Here is a 20,738-nt window from a genome sequence, read left to right on the forward strand (position 1 = left end):
CTGCCATCCAATCGAGGGGAATCGAGAAACAATGTCCGCCCACATCTTTGCCCGCCCCTCGGGGTTGACCGCGCTCGCCGTGGTGCCGGCCGTCGCGTCCGTGTTGCTGGCCGGCTGCAGTTCGACCGCCAACCCGCCCGCCGGTTCCACGACCACAACGAAGAGCAGCACGACGACGACGAGCGCCGGGGCGGCCCCCACCACGGGGTCGAGCGGCGCGAGCACCACCGCGTCGGTGGAGATCGGCAACACGCTCAACTACGGGTCGATGGGCACCACCGCGACGCTTGACTGCGCCAGCGGCAAGTCGCTGAATGTGGGCGGTTCCAACAACACCCTGACCGTCACCGGCAGCTGCGTGACGGTGACCGTCGGCGGCACGGACAACAAGATCACTCTGGACAAGGTCGACACCCGCATCAGCGTGGTCGGGTTGAACAACACCATCACCTATAAAGACGGTGAGCCCAAGGTCGACAACCTGGGTTCGGGCAACACCATCACCAAGGGCGGCTAGCCGGCAATCGTGCGCAGGTAGCCTGCGAACGCGGGTTTTACCGTTGCGCCACAACGACTTTCATACCCCGATGCGTTGCGGTCGGGGCGCATGCCGCCGCTACTGCTGGGGCCGCGCGGTGTTTGACCCACACACCGCGCCGCCGAGGTGCCACGGGCAGATCCGGGGCATATGATTCTGCCAGCAGAACGGAAGCCAGCCATGTTCACCAGTACCAGCAATCACGCCCGCGCACTGGTTGCGGCCGTCGTGGTACTGACCGGCGTCGTGATGCTGCCCCACGGCGCGGCGGCGGCCGATCCCAACCCCGACGACCAGTTTTTGGCGCTGCTCGACCAGAAGCAGATCCCCGCCCTCGAGAACGTGCCGAGCCTCATCGCCACCGCCCACAGAATTTGTCGCCAACTCGATGGCGGAATGCCGGCGGACGGCGTCGTTGCCGACATGCGGGAACGGGCGTTCAATGCCAACGGGGCCGGCGGCCAATACCCTCCCGACCGCGTCGCGCGCACCATTGCCCGCTTCATCTCCGCCTCAGTCGAGGCCTACTGTCCGAACAACCAACCGAAGATTGCTTCCCTTCAGGCCATGGCGAATCCGGTGCCCGGCTCGAACGAATCGATGCCGCGGAGCCCCTCGTACATCGCAGCCAGCTGGTGGAGCGACCTTCGAGACCCGCAATCGGCAATGCGCATGGTCCCCTTGGGGGAAACCGGCCAGCCCGACCCACCGCAACTTCCCCCACCGCCGCCGCCGACGGCCCAGATCCTGACGCCACCCGCGCCGGTCGCGACGCCGTCTCCACGGCAACAACCGCCACCCCCGGCGCAGGAACCGCAACCGCAGGCGCCTGCTGCTCCCGCGCCCGGCGGTAGCGGCGCTGGTCCGGAGTCGCCGCCCACGCCGCCCACACCGCCCGGCAGGGTGCGGCTCGCGCCGTAAGGGACCGAACGATGCGCCGGCTAGCCGGCGGATGCCCCGTGCCGGCCCGCGCCCGCGGCGAACCGTCCGGCCCCCTCGTTCGCCTCGGCGGCGACGCGGGAGATGCTGGCGAATTCGAAGTCGATCGCCTCGGGTTCCGTTGTCCCCCATTGGTGTAGCGCCGAAAGCCGGTCGGACCGCAGGCACTGCTGCGGTAGCGCGGCCAGTTGCGCCGCCAGTTCCTCCGCCGCCTGCCGCGCCTGGCCGTTGGGCACGACGCGGTTGGCCAAGCCCATCGCCAGGGCTTCGTCGGCCTTGACGCCGCGGCCGGTGAGAATCATGTCCATCGCGCGGCTGTGCCCGATCAGCCGCGGCAGCCGCACGGTGCCGCCGTCGATCAACGGTACCCCCCACCGGCGGCAGAACACCCCGAACACGGCGTCCTCCTCGGCCACCCGCAGGTCGCACCAGACGGCCAACTCCAGGCCCCCTGCGACGGCGTAGCCGCTGACCGCGGCGATCACGGGTTTGGACAACACCATCCGCGTGGGACCCATCGGGCCCGGGCCCGTCCGGTGCACGGCGTTCGCGTCCGGTGTGCCGAAGGCCTTCAAATCAGCCCCGGCACAAAATGTTCCACCGTCTCCCCACAAGACGGCGACCGACGCCGTGTCGTCGCGGTCGAATTCGTCGAACGCCGCGTACAGGGCCGCGGCGGTGGGGCCGTTGACCGCGTTGCGCGCCGCCGGGCGGTTCAGGATCACCGTCGTCACCGGGCCGTTGCGTTCGATACGCACCGGATCGTTCATTTTGCCTCCGCAAATAGTGGTTCGCGCCGCTCGAGCAACTCGGTGGCGAAGTCGTGGTAAGCCGCGCGCAGCCGAGCGCCGGGCCAGTCGTCCGGCAGTAGTTCGTCGGGTAACACCGGGTCGGTGAGCAGGTGTCGCACCGTCGCCGCCGCGACCACGAATCGGCCGGGAATGTCTGGTGCGGTGGCCATCTCGTCGAGCATGCGGCTGCCGGCCCGGGCCCAGGCCGGCAGGTCCCACAGCTGGGCGGCGAGCTGCGCGGGATCGTCGTCGCGTGCCCGCAGGACGCGCACGCGAGCGTCGATCTCGGGGTCGAGGTCGAGCTCGAGGTTGTCGGGTCGCATCCAGACGCCTTCGCGCAGTTCGCCGAAGCGCTTGCCGTGCAGGGCGGTTCGAAGCGCCGCCCGGGTGCGTGCGTCGCCGCCCACGCTGGTCACGATCAGCGTGATCCACTCCCCGCGCCACGGCCTGACTCGCGGGTTGATGGCGTCGTCCTGCCGCCGCTGGCGGGCCAGCAGGCGATCCGAGAGCCGGTAGCCGTCGGCGGAGCGGATCAGGTCGCCCGCGCCTACCATCCGGGTCAGCGCCACCCGCAGGGTGGTCTCTTTGATGCCGAAATCGGCAGTGAGCCTGACCAATTCACTCGCGCTGGCGCAAGCCGGGTGGGCCCCCAGCAGCACGCTGAGCACCACCGACCGGGCCGTCATGGTGGGCATGGCTACACCTGAGACGCGCGGCGGCCGTAGTCACCGAAAGGTTCGTCGCGATGCCGCACCGCGTCCCGGAAGCCGTGCTCCACGGCGTCGGCCACGAAGGCGTGGCCCTCGGGCGTATGCCGGGCAACGCCGTCGAACACGGTGCTGACCATCCTGCTGGTGCCCACACCTTGTTGCAGCAAAGCCGAATTCAGCGCGAGCTTGACCATCATCAGCTGATTGACGGGCACCGCGGCGATCCGCTGGACGAGCCGTTCGGTGCGCTCGTCGAGGTCCGCCGGGTCCGGCGCCTCGACCGCCAGGCCCCATTCGGCGGCTTGCGCGCCGGTTATGCAATCACCGGTGAACAGCAGGCGCTTGGCGCGCTGGTCGCCGAGCCGGTGCGCCCACAGCCCGGCCGCCGGGACGCCCCACACCCGCGTGGGCGGATAGCCGATCTTGGCGTCGGCGGCGGCGATCACCTGGTCGGCATGCAACGCGATGTCGGTGCCCCCGGCCACGCAGTAACCGTGGATCTTGACGACCGTCGGCTTGTCGGCGTGCATCAGGCTGGAGAAACCACGCACGAACCGGCTCATCATCTGGTAGTCGATCATCGGGTCCCAGGGCTGGTCGGGTAAGTGGTTGACCGCCTGGGTTTTTCCGCTCAGCACGGTGCCCGCATAGGCCCCGGTCCCGCCGGCCGATCCGGTGCGGTCGGCGTAGGCGCTCAGGTCGAAACCCGCGCAGAACCCCTCGCCGCGGCCGGACACCAGGATGACGTGCACATTGGGGTCGAGGTCGGCGCGCTCGACCAGCGCCGAGAGCTCCAGCGGGGTGTCCGCGACGATCGCGTTGCCCTTCTCCGGCCGGTTGAAGGTGATCCGGGCAACCCGGTCGGTGACCTCGTAGGTCATGGTCTTCAGGTTGTCGAAGTCGACCGGCCTGATCGCGTGAGTCATATTGGAGCTCAGCCCTTGACCAGGGCACGCTCGAGGATCGGGGCCAGATCCAGGCCGGCGGGCATGGTGCCGTACGCCCCACCCCACTGGCGGTCGAGCCGGGTCGTCAGGAAGGCCTCGGCGACGGCGGGGTGGCCGTGGCGCACCAGCAGCGAGCCCTGCAGCGCCAGACAGATGTCCTCGGCCACCTTGCGGGCCCGGTGCGCGATACTGTCCAGGTCGGTCAGGTCCTGCCGCAGGCGCTCGACGTGACCGCCCAGTCGCGGGTCCGCGCCGGCGCTTTCGGCCAGTTCGGTGAACAGCACATCGACGCATTCGGGCCGAGTTGCCATGGCGCGCAACGTGTCCAGCGCGCTGACGTTGCCCGACCCCTCCCAGATTCCCATCAGCGGCGCCTCGCGGAACAGCCGCGGCATGCCCGAGTCCTCGACGTAGCCGTTGCCGCCCAGGCATTCCAGCGCTTCGGCGGCGTGCGGGGTGGCTCGCTTGCACACCCAGTACTTGCTGGCCGCCAGGCCGATGCGGCGCAGCAGCGCCTCCTGGTCGTCGCCGCGCAACGCCTTGTCGGTGGCGCCGGCCATCCGCATCGCGACGATGGTCGCGGCCTCGGCCTCCACGGCGAGGTCGGCCAGGACGTTGCGCATCAGCGGCTGGTCGATCAGGTAGGCGCCGAACGCCTTTCGGTGCTGCGCGTGGTGGATCGCGCGGGTCAATCCGGTGCGCATGCTGGTGGCGCTGCCCAGGGTGCAATCCAGCCGGGTCAGGTTGACCATCTCGATGATGGTGGGGACGCCGCGGCCCTCCTCGCCCACCAACCACGCGGTGGCGCCATCGTATTCGACCTCACTGGATGCGTTCGCGTGGTTGCCGAGCTTGTCCTTGAGCCGCTGCAGGAACATTCGGTTGCGGCTGCCATCGGGCAGCACCCGCGGCAGCAGGAAGCACGACAGCCCGCCCGGGGCCTGCGCGAGGACGAGGAAGATGTCGCACATCGGCGCCGAGGTGAACCACTTGTGGCCGGTCAAGCTGTAGCTGCCGTCGCCGTTCGGGGTCGCCTGCGTGGTGCCGGCGCGCACGTCGGATCCGCCCTGCTTCTCGGTCATCGACATGCCGGCGGTGATGCCGCGCTTGGTGGTGGCCAGCTTGAGTTCGGGGTCGTATTCGCGGCTGGTCAGCAGGGGCTCGTAGACCGCCGCGAGCTCTGGGTTGTAGCGCAGCGCGGGAACGACGGCGTAGGTCATCGAGATCGGGCAGGTGTGGCCGGGCTCGACGTTCCAGACCGACATCTTCGCCGCGCGCACCACGTGCGCGCCCGGGCGGTCGTCGGCCCACGGTGCGGCGTGGATGCCGGTGGCGATCGCCGTGCGCATCAGCTCGTGGTAGGCCGGGTCGTACTCGACCTCGTCGATCCGGTGGCCGTACTTGTCGTGGGTGTGCAGGATGGGCCGGTTGCGGTCGGCGAGCTCGCCCCATCGCTGCGCTTCGCGGCCACCCGCGATCGCGCCCACCTCGTTCACCTCTTCTGAGCCCCATCCCCCGCCCTCGCGGATCAGAGCCTCGATGAGCACCGTGGACGTCGCGGGGTTGTAGTTCTCCAGCGGAGGGACCTGGTTGGTGACGACATGCGTATCCGACATGCCACTCATGTTACATTTTTCCGACAGCCGCACAAGAGGTGTAATAGGGCGTCATCGTGGGTGCGCGGCGAAGAATTCCCAAAGCGTCCGCGCGGCGAACGGGGGCCACTCGTGGCCGCCCGCCTCGATCGTGATCAGCGTGACGCCTCGGCTGCCCGCACATCCCGCCGTCGACGTGGTGAGGGGGCCATTCATCGTGGTGGCCGGGGCGGCGCACTGATCGACGTTGCGCCAGAACGCATTCACGTCGGGTACCGAGGGCCCGTTGATGACGCTGAAACCCTGCCCGCCGCCATAGGGCACCAGCCGGTCTGCCGTGCCGTGGATGTGCATGATCGACATCGGACGTGGGTTGGGGCAGCGGTTCAGCTGCGTGCCGGCCACCGGACCGATCGCCGCGAAGATATCGGTGGTGCACGCCAGCGTGTAGGCCATGATGCCGCCGTTACTCATGCCGCTGACATAGATGCGGGCGGGGTCGGTGCCGAGGTGCTTGGCGACGTCGGCGACGGCCGCGCTGACGAAGGCGACGTCGTCGACGCCCTCCCGGCCCGGCCGGCCGCAGCAGCCCTCCCCGTCGACATTCCAGGCCCGGTCGAGTCCATCCGGGTAGGCGACGACGAACTTGGCCGAATCGGCCAATTCGTCCCAGCCGTAATCCCTTTCGACTTGCCTCGCGCTCCCGGAATAGCCGTGCAGCACCACGACGAGCGGCGCCGAAGCCGGTGCTCCCGGGGGCTCGTAGAGCCGATAGCTGCGATCGTGTCCGCCCACATTGATGTGGTGCAAGCTGGTGCCCTTGACGAAGCCCGAGGGCGGCTCAGGTTTCAGCGGCGAACAACCCACAGCCAGAAGGACTACCCCCAGAAGCGCCGCGAGCCGACCGAGCACGGGCCGTAACTCAGCCGCTGGTCTTTTCCCGCAGGAACGCGATGTCGTCCTTGCGGCCCTCGTCCGCCGTCTCGCAGATGACGGGCGCGTCCGCCGACCTGACGACCGCGGCCAGCAGCTCGGGATCGATCTGGCCGGTGCCGAAGTTGGCGTGCCGGTCGGCACCCGAGCCGGCGGCGTCGCGCGAGTCGTTGCAGTGCACCAGGTCGATGCGTCCGGTCAGGGCCCTGATCCTGTCGACCGCATCAATCAGCGCCTCCCCGGCGGCCCATGCGTGACAGGTGTCCAGGCAGAATCCAATGCCCTTGTCGCCGATGCGATCCCAGAGCCTGCCGATGGTGTCGAAGTGGCGGGCCATCGCATGGTCGCCGCCGGCGGTGTTCTCCAGGAACACCTGCACGTCTGTTTCCAGATAGTCCAGCGCCTTGACCCAGCGCTCGAAGCCGGCATCCATGTCGTTGTCGTCGGCATGGCCGCCGTGCACGATCACGGCGGTCGCGTTGATCTCCGAGGCGGCGTCGCAGGTGTCCTGCAGGATCTTGCGCGACGGGATGCGGATACGGTTGTTGGCCGATGCCACGTTGATCAGATACGGCGCGTGGACGTACAGCGGGATGGTGGACGCCTTGAGCACCTCGGCGTCGTCGCGCGGCTTGGGCTTCTTCCAGCTCTGCGGGTTACCCAGGAAGAACTGCACCGCGTCGGCGCCGTCCGCCTGCGCGGCGGCCAGCGGGTCGTCGTTGTGGACGTGTGAACCGATGAGCACGCGGCCAGTGTAGTTGGCGAGCGGCCGTCATCGCCGCCAGAACAAGTGATGCGTGACCCCACTGGCGCTGGGCACGACCTCGTGGTGGAACCTGTCCTCGAGCTCTTCAGGGGACTCCCAGAGGCGCGATCCGGCGCCGATCTCCACATCCGCGACCGCAACGTGAAGAGCGTCGACGACGCCCGCGTCCAGAAATCGGCGCACGGTGCTCGCGCCACCGCCGAGCCGGACATCCTTGCCGCCGGCGGCGAGCTTCGCCTGCTCCAGGACGCTCATCGGATCTCCCGAGACGAAGTGAAATGTCGTGTCCGACAGTGCCAACGGCGGGCGGTCATAGTGCGTCATGACGAACACCGGGGTATGGAACGGCGGCTCGTCACCCCACCACCCCTGCCAGTCGGGGTGGTCCTGCCATCGGCCGCGGTACGGGCTGAACTTGTTGCGACCCATGATCTCCGCGCCGATGTTGTTGGTGAAGTCGCGGATGAAGTAGTCGTCGAGGCCGCGATTCCCGCCGGGCTCGCTGCGGCCCACCCAACTCGCGGTCGCGCCGGCCCAGGCGAACAGGGCACCTTGGTCGGCGTCGCCGAACGGGCGCTCGAAGCACTGGTTGAGCCCGGCGCCGAACCCATCACGCGACAACATGAAATTCTGGACTCTGAGCAGTTGGGCCACGCATTCCTCCTGAGGTCTTCTACGGTCAATAGGTAGACCTGGACCGATGGCGGAACTCATCGCCGTTGGCCGCTTCGACTGACGAGCAGACACGAAATCGCGCCGGCGCAGCCAGATTCATGCAATATCTGCTCGCGAACAAGAAAAGAGCCCCCGCACTGGGCGGGAGCTCTTTCTCGTCGAACTAGCGGTAGTCGCTGTAGCCGTAGTCGTCCAGCGGCACCGCGGCACCGGTGGCCTGGCCGAAGTCCGGGCTGTAGTACTGATCCTCGTAGGACGGGATCGTGTACGCGGCGGCCCGAGCCTCCTCGGTCGGCTGCACCTGGATGTTGCGGTACCGGTTGATACCGGTACCGGCCGGGATCAGCTTTCCGATGATCACGTTCTCCTTCAGACCCTGCAGCTTGTCGCTGCGGCAGTTGATCGCCGCATCGGTCAGCACGCGCGTGGTCTCCTGGAAGGACGCCGCGCTCAGCCACGAGTCCGTGGCGAGGCTCGCCTTCGTGATACCCATCAGCACCGGACGTCCGGCGGCGGGCTCGCCGCCCTCGGCCACCACCCGGCGGTTCTCCGCCTCGAACTCCGCACGATCGATCAGCGACCCGGGCAGGAACTCCGTCGCGCCCGAGTCGATGATGGTGACGCGGCGCAGCATCTGGCGCACGATCACCTCGATGTGCTTGTCGTGGATCGACACACCCTGAGCCCGGTAGACCTCCTGGACCTCGCGGACCAGGTGGATCTGCACCTCGCGGGGGCCCTGCACGCGCAGCACCTCGTGCGGGTCGGCCGAGCCCTCCATCAGCTGCTGGCCCACCTCGACGTGGTCGCCGTCGGAAAGCACCCGCTCGGAACCGTCGTCGTGTTTGAACACCCGCAACCGCTGCCGCTTGGAGAGCTTGTCGTAGACGACCTCCTCGCTCCCGTCGTCGGGAATGACGGTGATCTTGTAGAAGCGCTCACCCTCCTCGAGGCGGATCCGCCCGGTCAGGTCGGCGATCGGGGCCTTGCCGCGCGGGACGCGGGCCTCGAACAGCTCCTGCACCCGGGGCAGACCGCCGGTGATGTCCTCACCGACACCACCCTGGTGGAAGGTACGCATGGTCAGCTGCGTGCCGGGCTCACCGATGGACTGGGCGGCGACGATACCGACGGCCTCGCCGATGTCGACCAGTTTTCCGGTGGCCATGGACCGCCCGTAGCAGGTCGCGCACACGCCGGTGCCGGTGGTACACGTCAGCACCGAGCGCACCTTGACCTGCGTGATGCCGGCCGCCAGCAGGGCGTCGATCTCCGGGTCACCCAGGTCTTCACCGCGGCGCACGACGACGTTGCCGGCCTCGTCGACCGCGTCGGCGCCCAGAGTCCGTGCGTACGCCGAGGTTTCGATGTACGGGTCGCGGATCAGGGTGCCGTCGGGCTGACGCTCGGCCAGCTCGACGAGGATGCCGCGCTCGGTCTCGCAGTCGTGCTCGCGGACGATGACGTCCTGGCTGACGTCCACCAGACGACGGGTCAGGTAACCCGAGTCGGCGGTACGCAACGCGGTGTCCGCCAGGCCCTTTCGAGCACCGTGCGTGTTGATGAAGTACTCCAGCACGGTCAGGCCCTCGCGGAACGACGACTTGACCGGACGCGGGATGAACTCACCCTTCGGGTTGGTCACCAGGCCCTTCATGCCGGCCAGCGTTCGGGTCTGGGTGAAGTTACCCGTGGCACCCGAGTCGACGATCGTGATGATCGGGTTGTCGGCAGGGTAGTGCTCGCGGAGCGCCTGACCGACCTCGTCGGTGGCTTCCTTCCAGATCTCCACCAGTGCCTCGTTGCGCTCGTCGTGGTTCAAAGCGCCGCGCTGGAACTGCTTTTCGACCTTCTCGGCCCGCTCCTCGTACTGGTCGAGGATCTCCTTCTTGCGGGGCGGCACCAACACGTCGGCCATCGAGACCGTGACACCGCTGCGGGTCGCCCAGTAGAAACCGGCGTCCTTCAGCTTGTCCACGGTCTGCGCGACCACGATCATCGGGTAGCGCTCGGCGAGGTCGTTGATGATGGCGGCCTGCACCTTCTTGTGCATCTGCTTGTTCACGAACGGGTAAGCCACCGGCAGCAGCTCGTTGAACAGCACCCGGCCCAGCGTGGTCTCGGCCATCCAGGAGTCGCCCGGCTGCCAACCGTTGGGGAACAGCTCCGCTTCGATCTCGGCGGGCGGACGCAGCTGCGTCAGTCGCACCTTGATCTTGGCCCGCACCGAGAGCACGCCGCGGTCGGCGGCCATGATCGCCTCGGCCGGCGAGGAGTACACGCCGACCTCCGGCTGATCCTTTGCGGCCGCCCGGAATTCGCCCTTGTCGCCGTCGACCTCGGTGGTGAGGAAGTACAGGCCGGTCACCATGTCCAGCCGCGGCATGGCCAGCGGACGCCCGGACGCGGGCGACAGGATGTTGTTACTGGACAGCATCAGGATGCGCGCCTCGGCCTGCGCCTCCGCGCTCAGCGGCAGGTGCACCGCCATCTGGTCACCGTCGAAGTCGGCGTTGAACGCCTCACACACCAACGGGTGCAGCTGAATCGCCTTGCCTTCCACCAGCATCGGCTCGAAGGCCTGGATGCCCAGCCGGTGCAGGGTGGGTGCGCGGTTCAGCAGCACCGGGTGCTCGGCGATGACCTCTTCGAGGACGTCCCACACCTGGGGACGCTGCCGCTCCACCATGCGCTTGGCGCTCTTGATGTTCTGCGCATGGTTGAGGTCGACGAGCCGCTTCATCACGAACGGCTTGAACAGCTCCAGCGCCATCAGCTTGGGCAGACCGCACTGGTGGAGCTTGAGCTGCGGGCCGACCACGATGACCGAACGGCCCGAGTAGTCGACACGCTTACCGAGCAGGTTCTGGCGGAACCGGCCCTGCTTACCCTTGAGCAGATCGCTCAGCGACTTCAGCGGACGGTTGCCAGGCCCGGTGACCGGGCGGCCGCGGCGACCGTTGTCGAACAGCGCGTCGACGGACTCCTGCAGCATCCGCTTCTCGTTGTTGACGATGATCTCGGGCGCACCGAGGTCGATCAGCCTCTTGAGGCGGTTGTTGCGGTTGATCACGCGGCGGTACAGGTCATTCAGGTCGCTGGTGGCGAACCGGCCACCGTCGAGCTGCACCATCGGACGCAGCTCCGGCGGGATGACCGGCACCGCGTCGAGCACCATGCCCATCGGCGAGTTGCCCGACTGTTGGAAGGCCGCGACCACCTTCAGGCGCTTGAGCGCACGAAGTTTCTTCTGCCCCTTACCGTTTCGGATGACGTCACGCAGGATGTCGGCCTCGGCGTCGATGTCGAAGTTCTCGATCAGCTTCTGGATCGACTCCGCGCCCATGGCGCCGGTGAAGTATTCACCGTAACGGTCGACGAGCTCCCGGTAGAGGTTCTCGTCGACGATCAGCTGCTTGGGGGCCAGTTTGGTGAAGGTGCTCCAGATGTCCTCCAGCCGGTCCAGCTCACGCTGGGCCCGGTCCCGAAGCTGGCGCATCTCCCGCTCGCCGCCGTCGCGAACCTTGCGGCGGGCGTCGGCCTTGGCGCCCTCGGCCTCCAGCTCGGCCAGGTCGGCCTCGAGCTTCTGCGCGCGGGCCTCCAGGTCGGCGTCGCGCTGGTCCTCAACGGCCTTGCGCTCCACCATCATTTCCGCCTCGAGCGTGGACAGCTCGTTGTGCCGCATCTCGTCGTCGACCGACGTGATCACGTACGCCGCGAAGTAGATGATCTTCTCGAGATCCTTCGGGGCCAGGTCGAGCAGGTAGCCGAGCCGGCTCGGCACACCCTTGAAGTACCAGATGTGCGTGACGGGCGCGGCCAGCTCAATGTGGCCCATCCGCTCGCGGCGGACCTTGGCGCGGGTCACCTCGACGCCGCAGCGCTCGCAGATGATGCCCTTGAAGCGGACGCGCTTGTACTTGCCGCAGTAGCACTCCCAGTCGCGAGTCGGTCCGAAGATCTTCTCGCAGAACAGGCCGTCCTTCTCAGGCTTCAGCGTGCGGTAGTTGATTGTCTCCGGCTTCTTGACCTCGCCGTAAGACCATTGCCTGATGTCCTCCGCGGTGGCCAGGCCGATACGGAGTTCATCGAAGAAGTTGACGTCGAGCACGTAACTCCCTTTCCCCTTGCGGGTTTAGTAACTAAAAGTGATTAAGCCAGGTCCTCAACGGAGGCGGATTCGTTGCGCGACAAGTTGATTCCCAAGTTGGCCGCAGCCCGCTCGAGGTCCTCGTCCTCGCCTTCGCGCAATTCGATCGCTGCGCCGTCCGACGAGAGCACCTCGACGTTCAGACACAGCGACTGCAGCTCCTTGAGCAGCACCTTGAACGACTCGGGGATGCCCGGCTCGGGGATGTTCTCGCCCTTGACGATCGCCTCGTACACCTTGACCCGGCCGACCGTGTCGTCGGACTTGATGGTCAACAGCTCCTGCAGCGTGTACGCGGCGCCGTAGGCCTGCATGGCCCAGCACTCCATCTCACCGAACCGCTGGCCACCGAACTGCGCCTTACCACCCAGCGGCTGCTGGGTGATCATCGAGTACGGACCGGTGGAGCGGGCGTGGATCTTGTCGTCCACCAGGTGGTGCAGCTTCATGATGTACATGAAGCCCACCGTCACCGGGTACGGGAACGGCTCACCGCTGCGGCCGTCGAAGAGCACCGCCTTGCCGTCGCCGTTCACCATCACCTCGTTGTCCCGGTTGGGCAGCGTGCAGGACAGCAGCCCCTGCAGCTCCGCCTCCCGGGCGCCGTCGAACACCGGCGTCGACACGATGGCGTTGGGCTCCGCGCTCTGCAGCTCCTTGGGCAGGTTGGCGGCCCAATCGGGCGAACCCTCGATGTTCCAGCCGGACTTGGCCACCCACCCGAGGTGGGTTTCCAGGATCTGGCCGATGTTCATCCGTCGCGGCACACCGTGGGTGTTCAAGATGATGTCCACCGGCGTGCCGTCCGGCAGGAACGGCATGTCCTCGACGGGCAGGATCTTGCCGATCACGCCCTTGTTGCCGTGCCGGCCGGCGAGCTTGTCGCCGTCGGAGATCTTCCGCTTCTGGGCCACGTAGACGCGCACCAGCTCGTTGACACCGGCGGGCAGCTCGTCGTCGTCCTCGCGGGAGAACACCCGGATGCCGATGACCTTGCCGGACTCGCCGTGCGGCACCTTCAGCGAAGTGTCACGGACCTCACGGGCCTTCTCACCGAAGATCGCCCGCAGCAGCCGCTCCTCCGGGGTCAGCTCGGTCTCCCCCTTCGGGGTGACCTTGCCGACCAGGATGTCGCCGTCGCGGACCTCGGCGCCGATGCGGACGATGCCGCGCTCGTCGAGGTCAGCCAGCACCTCGTCGGAGACGTTCGGGATGTCCCGGGTGATCTCCTCGGCGCCCAGCTTGGTGTCGCGGGCATCGATCTCGTGCTCCTCGATGTGGATCGAGGTGAGCACGTCCTCTTCGACCAGGCGGTTGGAGAGGATGATCGCGTCCTCGTAGTTGTGGCCCTCCCACGGCATGATCGCCACGAGCAGGTTCTTGCCCAGGGCCATCTCGCCGTTCTCGGTGCAGGGGCCGTCGGCGATGACCTGGCCGGCCTCGACCCGGTCCCCGGCGTCCACGATCGGCGACTGGTTGGCGCACGTCCCGTGGTTGGAGCGCTCGAACTTACGCATCCGGTAGGTGTGCCGGGTGCCGTCGTCGGCCATCACGGTGATGTAGTCGGCGGAGACCTCCTCGATCACCCCGGCCTTGTCCGCGACGACGACGTCGCCGGCGTCGATCGCGGCGCGCAGCTCCATGCCGGTGCCCACCAGCGGCGCCTCGCTGCGCACCAGCGGAACCGCCTGGCGCTGCATGTTGGCGCCCATCAGGGCACGGTTGGCGTCGTCGTGCTCGAGGAACGGGATCATGGCCGTGGCCACCGACACCATCTGGCGCGGCGAGACGTCCATGTAGTCCACCTCGGACGACGGCACGTACTCGACCTCGCCCGCCTTGCGGCGCACCAGTACGCGCGACTCTTCGAACCGGCCGCTGTCGTCGATCGGCGAGTTGGCCTGCGCCACGACGTGGCGGTCCTCCTCGTCGGCGGTCAGATAGTGGATCTCGTCGGTGACCACACCGTCGACCACCTTGCGGTAGGGCGTCTCGATGAAGCCGAACGGGTTGACCCGCGCGTACACCGACAGCGAGCCGATCAGACCGATGTTGGGACCCTCGGGGGTCTCGATCGGGCACATCCGGCCGTAGTGCGACGGGTGCACGTCGCGCACCTCCAGCCCGGCCCGCTCACGGGACAGACCACCGGGGCCCAGCGCCGACAACCGGCGCTTGTGGGTGAGACCCGACAGCGGGTTGTTCTGGTCCATGAACTGGGAGAGCTGGCTGGTGCCGAAGAACTCCTTGATGGCGGCGACCACCGGCCGGATGTTGATCAGCGTCTGCGGCGTGATCGCCTCGACGTCCTGCGTGGTCATCCGCTCGCGGACGACCCGCTCCATCCGGGACATGCCGACCCGGATCTGGTTCTGGATCAACTCGCCGACGGTACGCAGCCGGCGGTTGCCGAAGTGGTCGATGTCGTCGGTTTCCACCGGCACCTCGATGCCACCCGGGACCGTCATGACGGCGGCCTGGCCATCCGTACGGGCGTGGTGCAGGCGAACCAGGTACTCGATGGTGGCGACGACGTCTTCCTCGGTCAGCGTCGACGACGTGATCGGCTCACCGGCGTGCAGGCCCAACTTCTTGTTGACCTTGTAGCGGCCGACGCGGGCCAGGTCGTAGCGCTTCTCCTTGAAGAACAGGTTCTCCAGCAGCGTCTGCGCGGACTCCTTGGTCGGCGGCTCGCCCGGACGCAGCTTGCGGTAGATGTCCAGCAGCGCCTCGTCGGTGCCGGCGGTGTTGTCCTTCTCCAGCGTGCCCATCATGATCTCGGAGAAGCCGAACCGCTCGTGGATCCGCTCGTTAGTCCACCCGAGCGCCTTGAGCAGCACGGTGACGGGCTGGCGCCGCTTGCGGTCGATGCGCACGCCGACGGTGTCGCGCTTGTCGACGTCGAACTCCAGCCACGCGCCGCGGCTGGGGATCACCTTGACGCTGTGCAGCAGCTTCTCGGTGGACTTGTCGATGCTCTCGTCGAAGTACACGCCGGGCGAACGGACCAGCTGGCTGACGACCACGCGCTCGGTCCCGTTGATGATGAAGGTGCCCTTCTCGGTCATCATCGGGAAGTCACCCATGAACACCGTCTGGCTCTTGATCTCGCCGGTGTTGTTGTTGATGAACTCGGCCGTGACGAACAGCGGGGCCGCGTACGTCATGTCCTTGTCTTTGCACTCGTCGACCGGCGCCTTGACCTCGTCGAAGCGGGGGTCGGAGAACGACAGCGACATCGAGCCGGAGAAGTCCTCGATCGGGGAGAGCTCGTCGAGCACCTCCTCGAGACCACCCACCGGCTTGACGTCGCCGCGGGCGGCCGCGGCCTCGCGCCAGCGGGGCGAGCCGATCAACCACTCGAAGGAGTCGATCTGCACGTCGAGCAGGCCGGGAACCTCGAGCGGTTCGCGGAGCTTGGCGAAAGAAACTCGGTTAGGCGCTCCGGGTACGGAGCCGTTTAAGGAACTTCCATTAGAGGAACTTTGTGGGCGATCCGTTTTGCTCTGGCGGGAATCAGCCAAGATGCATCCTTCCAGCACCTCGTGCGACTCACGAGAACCGGAACCACCGGTCTGTTCGCCGCGAATTGTGTCGGTTTGGCCGGCGAACGATCTGTCCGAATCTCACGCGCACAACTAAAGAACCAAGCCGCTAGAGGGGGCTCAGGCTTAGACCACGTTGTCAAGTGGCGGGTGAGGTGGGCAGGAGGTAGCCAGCGCAACGTCCAACAATAGCGCAGGGCGGCGCATTCCTCAACTGTCCAGCACAAGCGATCCAGGGACATCGGCGCTGGCTGGCATCTCGACTTTCCACTGGATACATGCTGCCCAACAGACTGGCCGGTTTACGGCTCGTCGTCAAGAGGGCGGGCCGGGGAGTTACGCGAAGTTATCGCGAAAACTCGGACCGGGTCTTTAGTCGCCGACTTCGTGCGCGCGGTACTTGTGGGTGCCCTCCATGTCGTCGATGATCGCGGCCTGCGCCTTCTGCGGCAGGGTGTGCAGAATCTCGCGCACCCGGGCCTGGCGGCGGGCGACGGCCTTGCGCTCCGGCATACCCGGCGAGGCGACGATCTGCGGGGGCACTCCCTCGATCTCCTCGACACCGCCGGCGTGCTGGCCGGCCTCGAGGGCGGCCTGCTCCTCGGCCATGGTCGACTCGTCCTTTTCCTCGGACATGCCGATCGGCCCGATGCGGCGGCCGTTGAGGAACTGCCGCACGACCGGCTCGTCGCTGGTCAGCAGCACCTCGCGCGGGCCGAACATGACCAGCTTGCGCCGGAAAAGCATGCCCATGTTGTCCGGCACGGTGCGGGCGATGTTGATGTTGTGCGTGACGATCAGGACGGTGGCGTCGATTTGGGCGTTGATGTCGAGGATCAGCTGGCTCAGGTAGGCGGTGCGAACCGGGTCCAGACCCGAGTCGGGCTCGTCGCAAAGGATGATCTGCGGGTCCATCACCAGGGCGCGGGCCAGGCTGGCGCGCTTGCGCATACCACCCGAGATCTCGCCGGGGAACTTCTTCTCGTCGCCGCCCAGACCCACCAGGGTCAGCTTCTCCATGACGATGTCACGGATCTCGCCTTCCTTCTTCTTGGTGTGCTCGCGCAGCGGGAAGGCGGCGTTGTCGAACAGGTTCATCGAACCGAACAGCGCGCCGTCCTGGAACATGACGCCGAACAGCGTGCGGATCTCGTAGAGCTCCTTGGCCGAGCACTGCAGGATGTCGGTGCCGTCGATGACGACCGAGCCGCGCTCCGGCCGCAGCAGACCGATCAGGGACTTCAGGAACACCGATTTGCCGGTACCCGACGGCCCCAGCAGGACGCTGACCTCCCCGGCGGGGATCTCCAGCGTCACGTCTTCCCAAATCCTCGACGACCCGAAGGACTTCGTGAGGCCGTTCACCTCAATAGCGACACCCATCAGAGATCCTTCCGTCGACGCGCATGCCCGCCACCTGCCCTTTTATGTGGCATGAGTCACTGTAGCGCACGCTTGCTGCACGGCATCAGGGTTGCGCGGCACAGCCGACAAAAATTGGCTGACCTGAGATCCGGCCGCGCTCGGCGCCGGGCGTGCTATTCAACTCACGTTAGCCAGTGGGCGCCCAGTTGCCGTGGAAGCCCATCGGCACCCGCTGCGGCAGGTGCACGGTAGCCACCGGCTCGAGCGTCGCGGCGTCCAGCAAGACCAACTGGCCTTCGTCGCGGCCACGGTGATAGCCGTAGCCCAGCAGAATGCCGTCGTCCTCGGCTCGTTTTGTCGTGCCGGCGCCGGGGTTGGGCACAAAGGACATCTCGCCGAGCAAAAGGTCCGGATCGAGCGGCGCGACGACGCTGCCCCCGGTCGCGTAGTCGTGCTTGTACAGTGCCGGCGCGGCGCCCTGGAAGGACGCGCCGACGGTGTAGCCGAAGCGGTGTTCCCGGCCCAGCAGCGTCTCGTTGATCCGCGGGAATTCCTGCGGCCGGTCGTCGCGGCATTCGGTGCTCACCGCGCCGCTCGCGAGGTTGATGGTCCAGCGTTCGAGGGTCGGCGGGGATTCGCCGGGCCCGCGCCGGTCGCGGTCGAACATTCGCGCGTACCGCACCACGTCGAGCACCAAAATCTCGGTCCCGTCCCGCATCTCGGAGTAGGCGTTGAGTGGGTGGTAGACGTAGCAGGGTTCGATGTCGAACCAGCGGATGTCGGAGTTTGCGCCCTCGCGCGGCATGACCCCGATGCGCGCCGGGTAGTCGGGGTCCCAGGCGTACGGCATCCGGTCGGAGTGCTTCGGGTTCCGGTTCATCATCGCGCTGATCGGGCTCGGCACCCGTACGCGCCCGATCAGCGACTGCATCACCAGCCGGGCCGGCAGGCCGAGCCAGCGGGGCATGGCCGCCGGCAGCACCTGCATCGGGTCGAACGTCACCGGCAGGTCGTAGACGACGACGTAGGAGTCGGTCAGCGAGAAGTCGTGCATCATCGGCGACCCCGACACCTCGATGTCCACCGTGCGGCGCGCGCGCCCCTGGGTGTCGATCACCGAATACTGCACGGTCCGCCCGCGGGCGAACGAGTAAGAGACGGCGTGCAATTCGCCGGTGCGCGGATCGCGGTGCGGGTGGGCGGTGTAGCCGCCGGCCAGGGTGCCGTCGAAGTCGCAGGTCCCGATGGTGTCCAGCTCGTTGGTCAGCTCGTAGTTGGCCACACCGCCCTCGACCAGAGCCAGCGTGCGCCCGGCGTGGGCCAGGACGTTGGTGTTGGCGCCCAGCGAGAGCATCCCCGCCCGGGGGTCGAGCCGGCGCGGCGTCGGCTCGCCCAGGGCGCCGCACACCGACAGGCTGCGTACCCAGCGGTTGCGGTACCACTGGGCTTTCCCGTCGCGCAGCGCGACACCGTGCACCATCCCGTCGCCGCTGAACCAGTGATAGGTGGCGGGGTCGACCTCCTCGGCCGGGTTGGGTCCGTTGCGCAGATAGCGTCCGTCGAGGTGCTCCGGGATGTGCCCCGTGACCGGCAGGTCGGTGGCGGTCACTTCGGCGCGCACCGGCGCCAGCAAGCCCTCCAGATAGGGATTCCGGGTTTCGGCGGTTTGCACTGACGTCATCGCTGAGCTCCTATAACATCGATATGACGCTGTTATAGGTAACGTACGCCGCGGATGGGAAGATGGCAACGATGACTTCACAAGCGACTTCGGGCACCACGCCGGCCGGGCAACGCAGTGTCCGGGACGAGATGCTGTCCGCGGCCGTCGACCTGCTGAACGAGCATGGGCCCGACGCCCTGCAGACCCGCAAGGTCGCCGGCGCGGCGGGGACGTCGACGATGGCGGTGTACACCCATTTCGGCGGGATGCGGGGCCTGATCGCCGAGGTGGCCGCGGAGGGGCTGCGGCAGTTCGACGCCGCGCTGACCGTGCCGGAGACGGCCGACCCGGTCGCCGATGTGTTCGCTCTCGGCGCCGCGTACCGGCGCTATGCGATCGAGCGACCGCACATGTATCGCCTGATGTTCGGCAGTACCAGCGCTCATGGCATCCATGCCCCGGCGGGCAACGTCCTGGCCCTCACGGTCGCCGAGATCGAGCGGCACGTTCCCAGCTTCGCGCATGTGGTTCGCGCAGTGCAGCGGTCGGTGCGGGCGGGGCGAATCACCGTTGGTTCCGCAGCCGACGACGCGACCGTCGTTTCCACAGCCGCCCAGTTCTGGGCGTTGCTTCACGGATTCGTCATGCTCGAACTGGCCGGCTTCTACGGCGACGACGGCGCCGCCGTCGTGCCGGTGATGGACGAAATGACGTTGAAACTGTTTGTGGCGCTGGGTGATTCACCAGAACGGGTGGCGCAATCCCTGCGGTCGGCGGGCTGAGCACACGAAACCCCCGGGGGCGCCGCAGCGCGGTCCCGGGGGTTTTGCGAGTGGAGCTACTTGACGGTGACGGTGGCGCCGGCGGCCTCGAGCTTGGTCTTGGCCTCCTCTGCGGCCTCCTTGGCGACCTTCTCCAGCAGCGGCTTGGGCGCGCCGTCGACCAGGTCCTTGGCCTCCTTGAGGCCCAGGCCGGAGACGATCTCGCGGACCACCTTGATGACGCCGATCTTCTTGTCGCCGGCGGCCTCGAGGATGACGTCGAACTCGGACTGCTCCTCGGCGGCCTCGGCGGGGGCGCCACCGGCGGCCGGGCCGGCCGCGGCGACGGCGACCGGGGCGGCCGCGGTGACCTCGAAGGTCTCCTCGAACTTCTTGACGAAGTCGGAGAGCTCCAACAGGGTCATTTCCTTGAAGGCGTCGAGCAGGTCGTCGGTAGACATTTTCGCCATGGTGTGTGGGTCCTTCCTAATTTCCGGTTGGGGTTATTCGGCTTCGGCCGGGGTTTCCGGAGCCTCAGTGGGTGCTTCCGAAGCTGGTTCTGGGGCGGCCACCGCAGGCGCCTCTGCCGCCTTCTTTTCCTGCAGGGCGGCCGCGAGGCGGGCAACCTGCGAGGCGGGCGCGTTGAACAGGCCGGCGGCCTTGGCGAGGTTGCCCTTCATGGCGCCGGCCAGCTTGGCCAGCAGCACCTCGCGCGACTCCAGGTCGGCGATGCGCTCGACCTCGGCGACGGTCAACGCGCGGCCGTCCATGTAGCCGCCCTTGATGACCAGCGCCTTGTTGTCCTTGGCGAAGGTCTTAATCGCCTTGGCCGCGTCGACCGGTTCCCCGGTAACGAACGCGATGGCGGTGGGCCCGGCGAACAGTTCGTCGAGACCTTCCACGCCGGCTTCCGACGCCGCGCGCTTGATCAGCGTGTTCTTGGCCACCGAGTAGGTGGCCGATCCGCTCAGCGACCGGCGCAGGTCGGCCAGGTTGGCCACGGTCAAACCGCGGTACTCGGTGATCAGGGTCGCGGTCGCCTCCCTGAACTGCTCGGCGATGTCTGCAACGGCGGTGGCTTTGTCAGCCCTGGCCATGCGTACCTCCTGAAGTGAAAGCGATCCGACGTGTCGTCTGTGATTCACCCTTAGAACGAAGTACGCCCCGGCGCAGGATGCGGCCGGGGCGTGAAAGACGCCGGCGCGTGCCGGCGTTGTTGCCTCGTCCTCCTGCGTGGGCCGCCGGGATGCTCCCGGACCTTCAACCGATTTCTCGGTGACCGACGGTCTTCGGTGGATCGGCCATCAGGATAGCCTGACCCGCCCCCGTCAGCCAAAACGGGGCCTTAAGACGGCCGGGG

The 20,738-nt window shown here is 67.4% G+C and carries 16 protein-coding genes; 3 read left to right on the forward strand and 13 right to left on the reverse strand.

Features of this window, described 5'->3' with window-relative positions:
* Positions 1 to 31: 31 nt before the first annotated feature.
* Complete coding sequence (locus tag A5756_RS10765; protein WP_066951950.1) at positions 32 to 517, forward strand: DUF3060 domain-containing protein; 486 nt, start codon at positions 32 to 34, stop codon at positions 515 to 517.
* Between the two features lie 201 nt (positions 518 to 718).
* Positions 719 to 1,459, forward strand: coding sequence for a DUF732 domain-containing protein (locus A5756_RS10770; RefSeq protein ID WP_066951952.1), 741 nt, complete (start codon positions 719 to 721; stop codon positions 1,457 to 1,459).
* Between the two features lie 20 nt (positions 1,460 to 1,479).
* Here the strand turns inward: A5756_RS10770 and A5756_RS10775 are convergent, their stop codons facing one another.
* From A5756_RS10775 to A5756_RS10825, 11 genes are all read right to left on the reverse strand, one after another.
* A complete protein-coding gene (locus A5756_RS10775; protein ID WP_066951954.1) occupies positions 1,480 to 2,247 on the reverse strand; it encodes a crotonase/enoyl-CoA hydratase family protein in 768 nt (255 codons plus the stop codon).
* Positions 2,244 to 2,963: a PaaX family transcriptional regulator C-terminal domain-containing protein gene (locus tag A5756_RS10780; RefSeq protein ID WP_066951956.1), complete on the reverse strand. Its 720-nt coding sequence runs from the start codon at positions 2,961 to 2,963 to the stop codon at positions 2,244 to 2,246. The genes A5756_RS10775 and A5756_RS10780 overlap by 4 nt, the downstream gene beginning before the upstream one ends.
* Positions 2,964 to 2,965: 2 nt before the next feature.
* Positions 2,966 to 3,904 (reverse strand): crotonase/enoyl-CoA hydratase family protein, encoded by a 939-nt coding sequence (locus A5756_RS10785; protein ID WP_066951958.1) that lies wholly within the window; start codon positions 3,902 to 3,904, stop codon positions 2,966 to 2,968.
* An 8-nt stretch (positions 3,905 to 3,912) separates the two neighbouring features.
* Entirely contained in the window at positions 3,913 to 5,541 is a 1,629-nt protein-coding gene (locus A5756_RS10790; protein WP_066951960.1) for an acyl-CoA dehydrogenase family protein, read from the reverse strand.
* A gap of 51 nt (positions 5,542 to 5,592) precedes the next feature.
* Positions 5,593 to 6,432, reverse strand: coding sequence for a PHB depolymerase family esterase (locus A5756_RS10795; RefSeq protein WP_066951962.1), 840 nt, complete (start codon positions 6,430 to 6,432; stop codon positions 5,593 to 5,595).
* A 10-nt stretch (positions 6,433 to 6,442) separates the two neighbouring features.
* Positions 6,443 to 7,198 (reverse strand): deoxyribonuclease IV, encoded by a 756-nt coding sequence (locus tag A5756_RS10800; protein WP_066951964.1) that lies wholly within the window; start codon positions 7,196 to 7,198, stop codon positions 6,443 to 6,445.
* A 27-nt stretch (positions 7,199 to 7,225) separates the two neighbouring features.
* Entirely contained in the window at positions 7,226 to 7,873 is a 648-nt protein-coding gene (locus tag A5756_RS10805) for a dihydrofolate reductase family protein (protein WP_066951965.1), read from the reverse strand.
* Between the two features lie 184 nt (positions 7,874 to 8,057).
* A complete protein-coding gene (locus A5756_RS10810) occupies positions 8,058 to 12,005 on the reverse strand; it encodes a DNA-directed RNA polymerase subunit beta' (RefSeq protein ID WP_066951966.1) in 3,948 nt (1,315 codons plus the stop codon).
* 41 nt (positions 12,006 to 12,046) lie between these two features.
* Positions 12,047 to 15,568 carry a DNA-directed RNA polymerase subunit beta gene (locus tag A5756_RS10815; protein ID WP_156659432.1) on the reverse strand — a complete coding sequence of 1,174 codons (3,522 nt, stop codon included), beginning with the start codon at positions 15,566 to 15,568 and terminating at the stop codon, positions 12,047 to 12,049.
* A gap of 393 nt (positions 15,569 to 15,961) precedes the next feature.
* Positions 15,962 to 16,972, reverse strand: a complete 1,011-nt coding sequence (locus A5756_RS10820; RefSeq protein WP_066951969.1) for an ABC transporter ATP-binding protein — start codon at positions 16,970 to 16,972, stop codon at positions 15,962 to 15,964.
* A 169-nt stretch (positions 16,973 to 17,141) separates the two neighbouring features.
* Positions 17,142 to 18,635, reverse strand: coding sequence for a carotenoid oxygenase family protein (locus A5756_RS10825; RefSeq protein ID WP_066951971.1), 1,494 nt, complete (start codon positions 18,633 to 18,635; stop codon positions 17,142 to 17,144).
* 71 nt (positions 18,636 to 18,706) lie between these two features.
* On the opposite strand from A5756_RS10825, the gene A5756_RS10830 reads away from it, so the two are divergent.
* Positions 18,707 to 19,399 carry a TetR/AcrR family transcriptional regulator gene (locus tag A5756_RS10830; protein ID WP_066952055.1) on the forward strand — a complete coding sequence of 231 codons (693 nt, stop codon included), beginning with the start codon at positions 18,707 to 18,709 and terminating at the stop codon, positions 19,397 to 19,399.
* Between the two features lie 56 nt (positions 19,400 to 19,455).
* On the opposite strand, the gene rplL is transcribed toward A5756_RS10830, so the two are convergent.
* Together rplL and rplJ are read right to left on the reverse strand one after the other, a co-directional pair.
* Positions 19,456 to 19,848 (reverse strand): 50S ribosomal protein L7/L12, encoded by a 393-nt coding sequence (rplL, locus tag A5756_RS10835; RefSeq protein ID WP_066951972.1) that lies wholly within the window; start codon positions 19,846 to 19,848, stop codon positions 19,456 to 19,458.
* A 33-nt stretch (positions 19,849 to 19,881) separates the two neighbouring features.
* A complete protein-coding gene (rplJ, locus tag A5756_RS10840; protein ID WP_066951974.1) occupies positions 19,882 to 20,475 on the reverse strand; it encodes a 50S ribosomal protein L10 in 594 nt (197 codons plus the stop codon).
* Positions 20,476 to 20,738: the final 263 nt, after the last annotated feature.

Source organism: Mycobacterium sp. 852002-53434_SCH5985345 (genome assembly GCF_001667155.1).
Lineage (GTDB): Bacteria > Actinomycetota > Actinomycetes > Mycobacteriales > Mycobacteriaceae > Mycobacterium.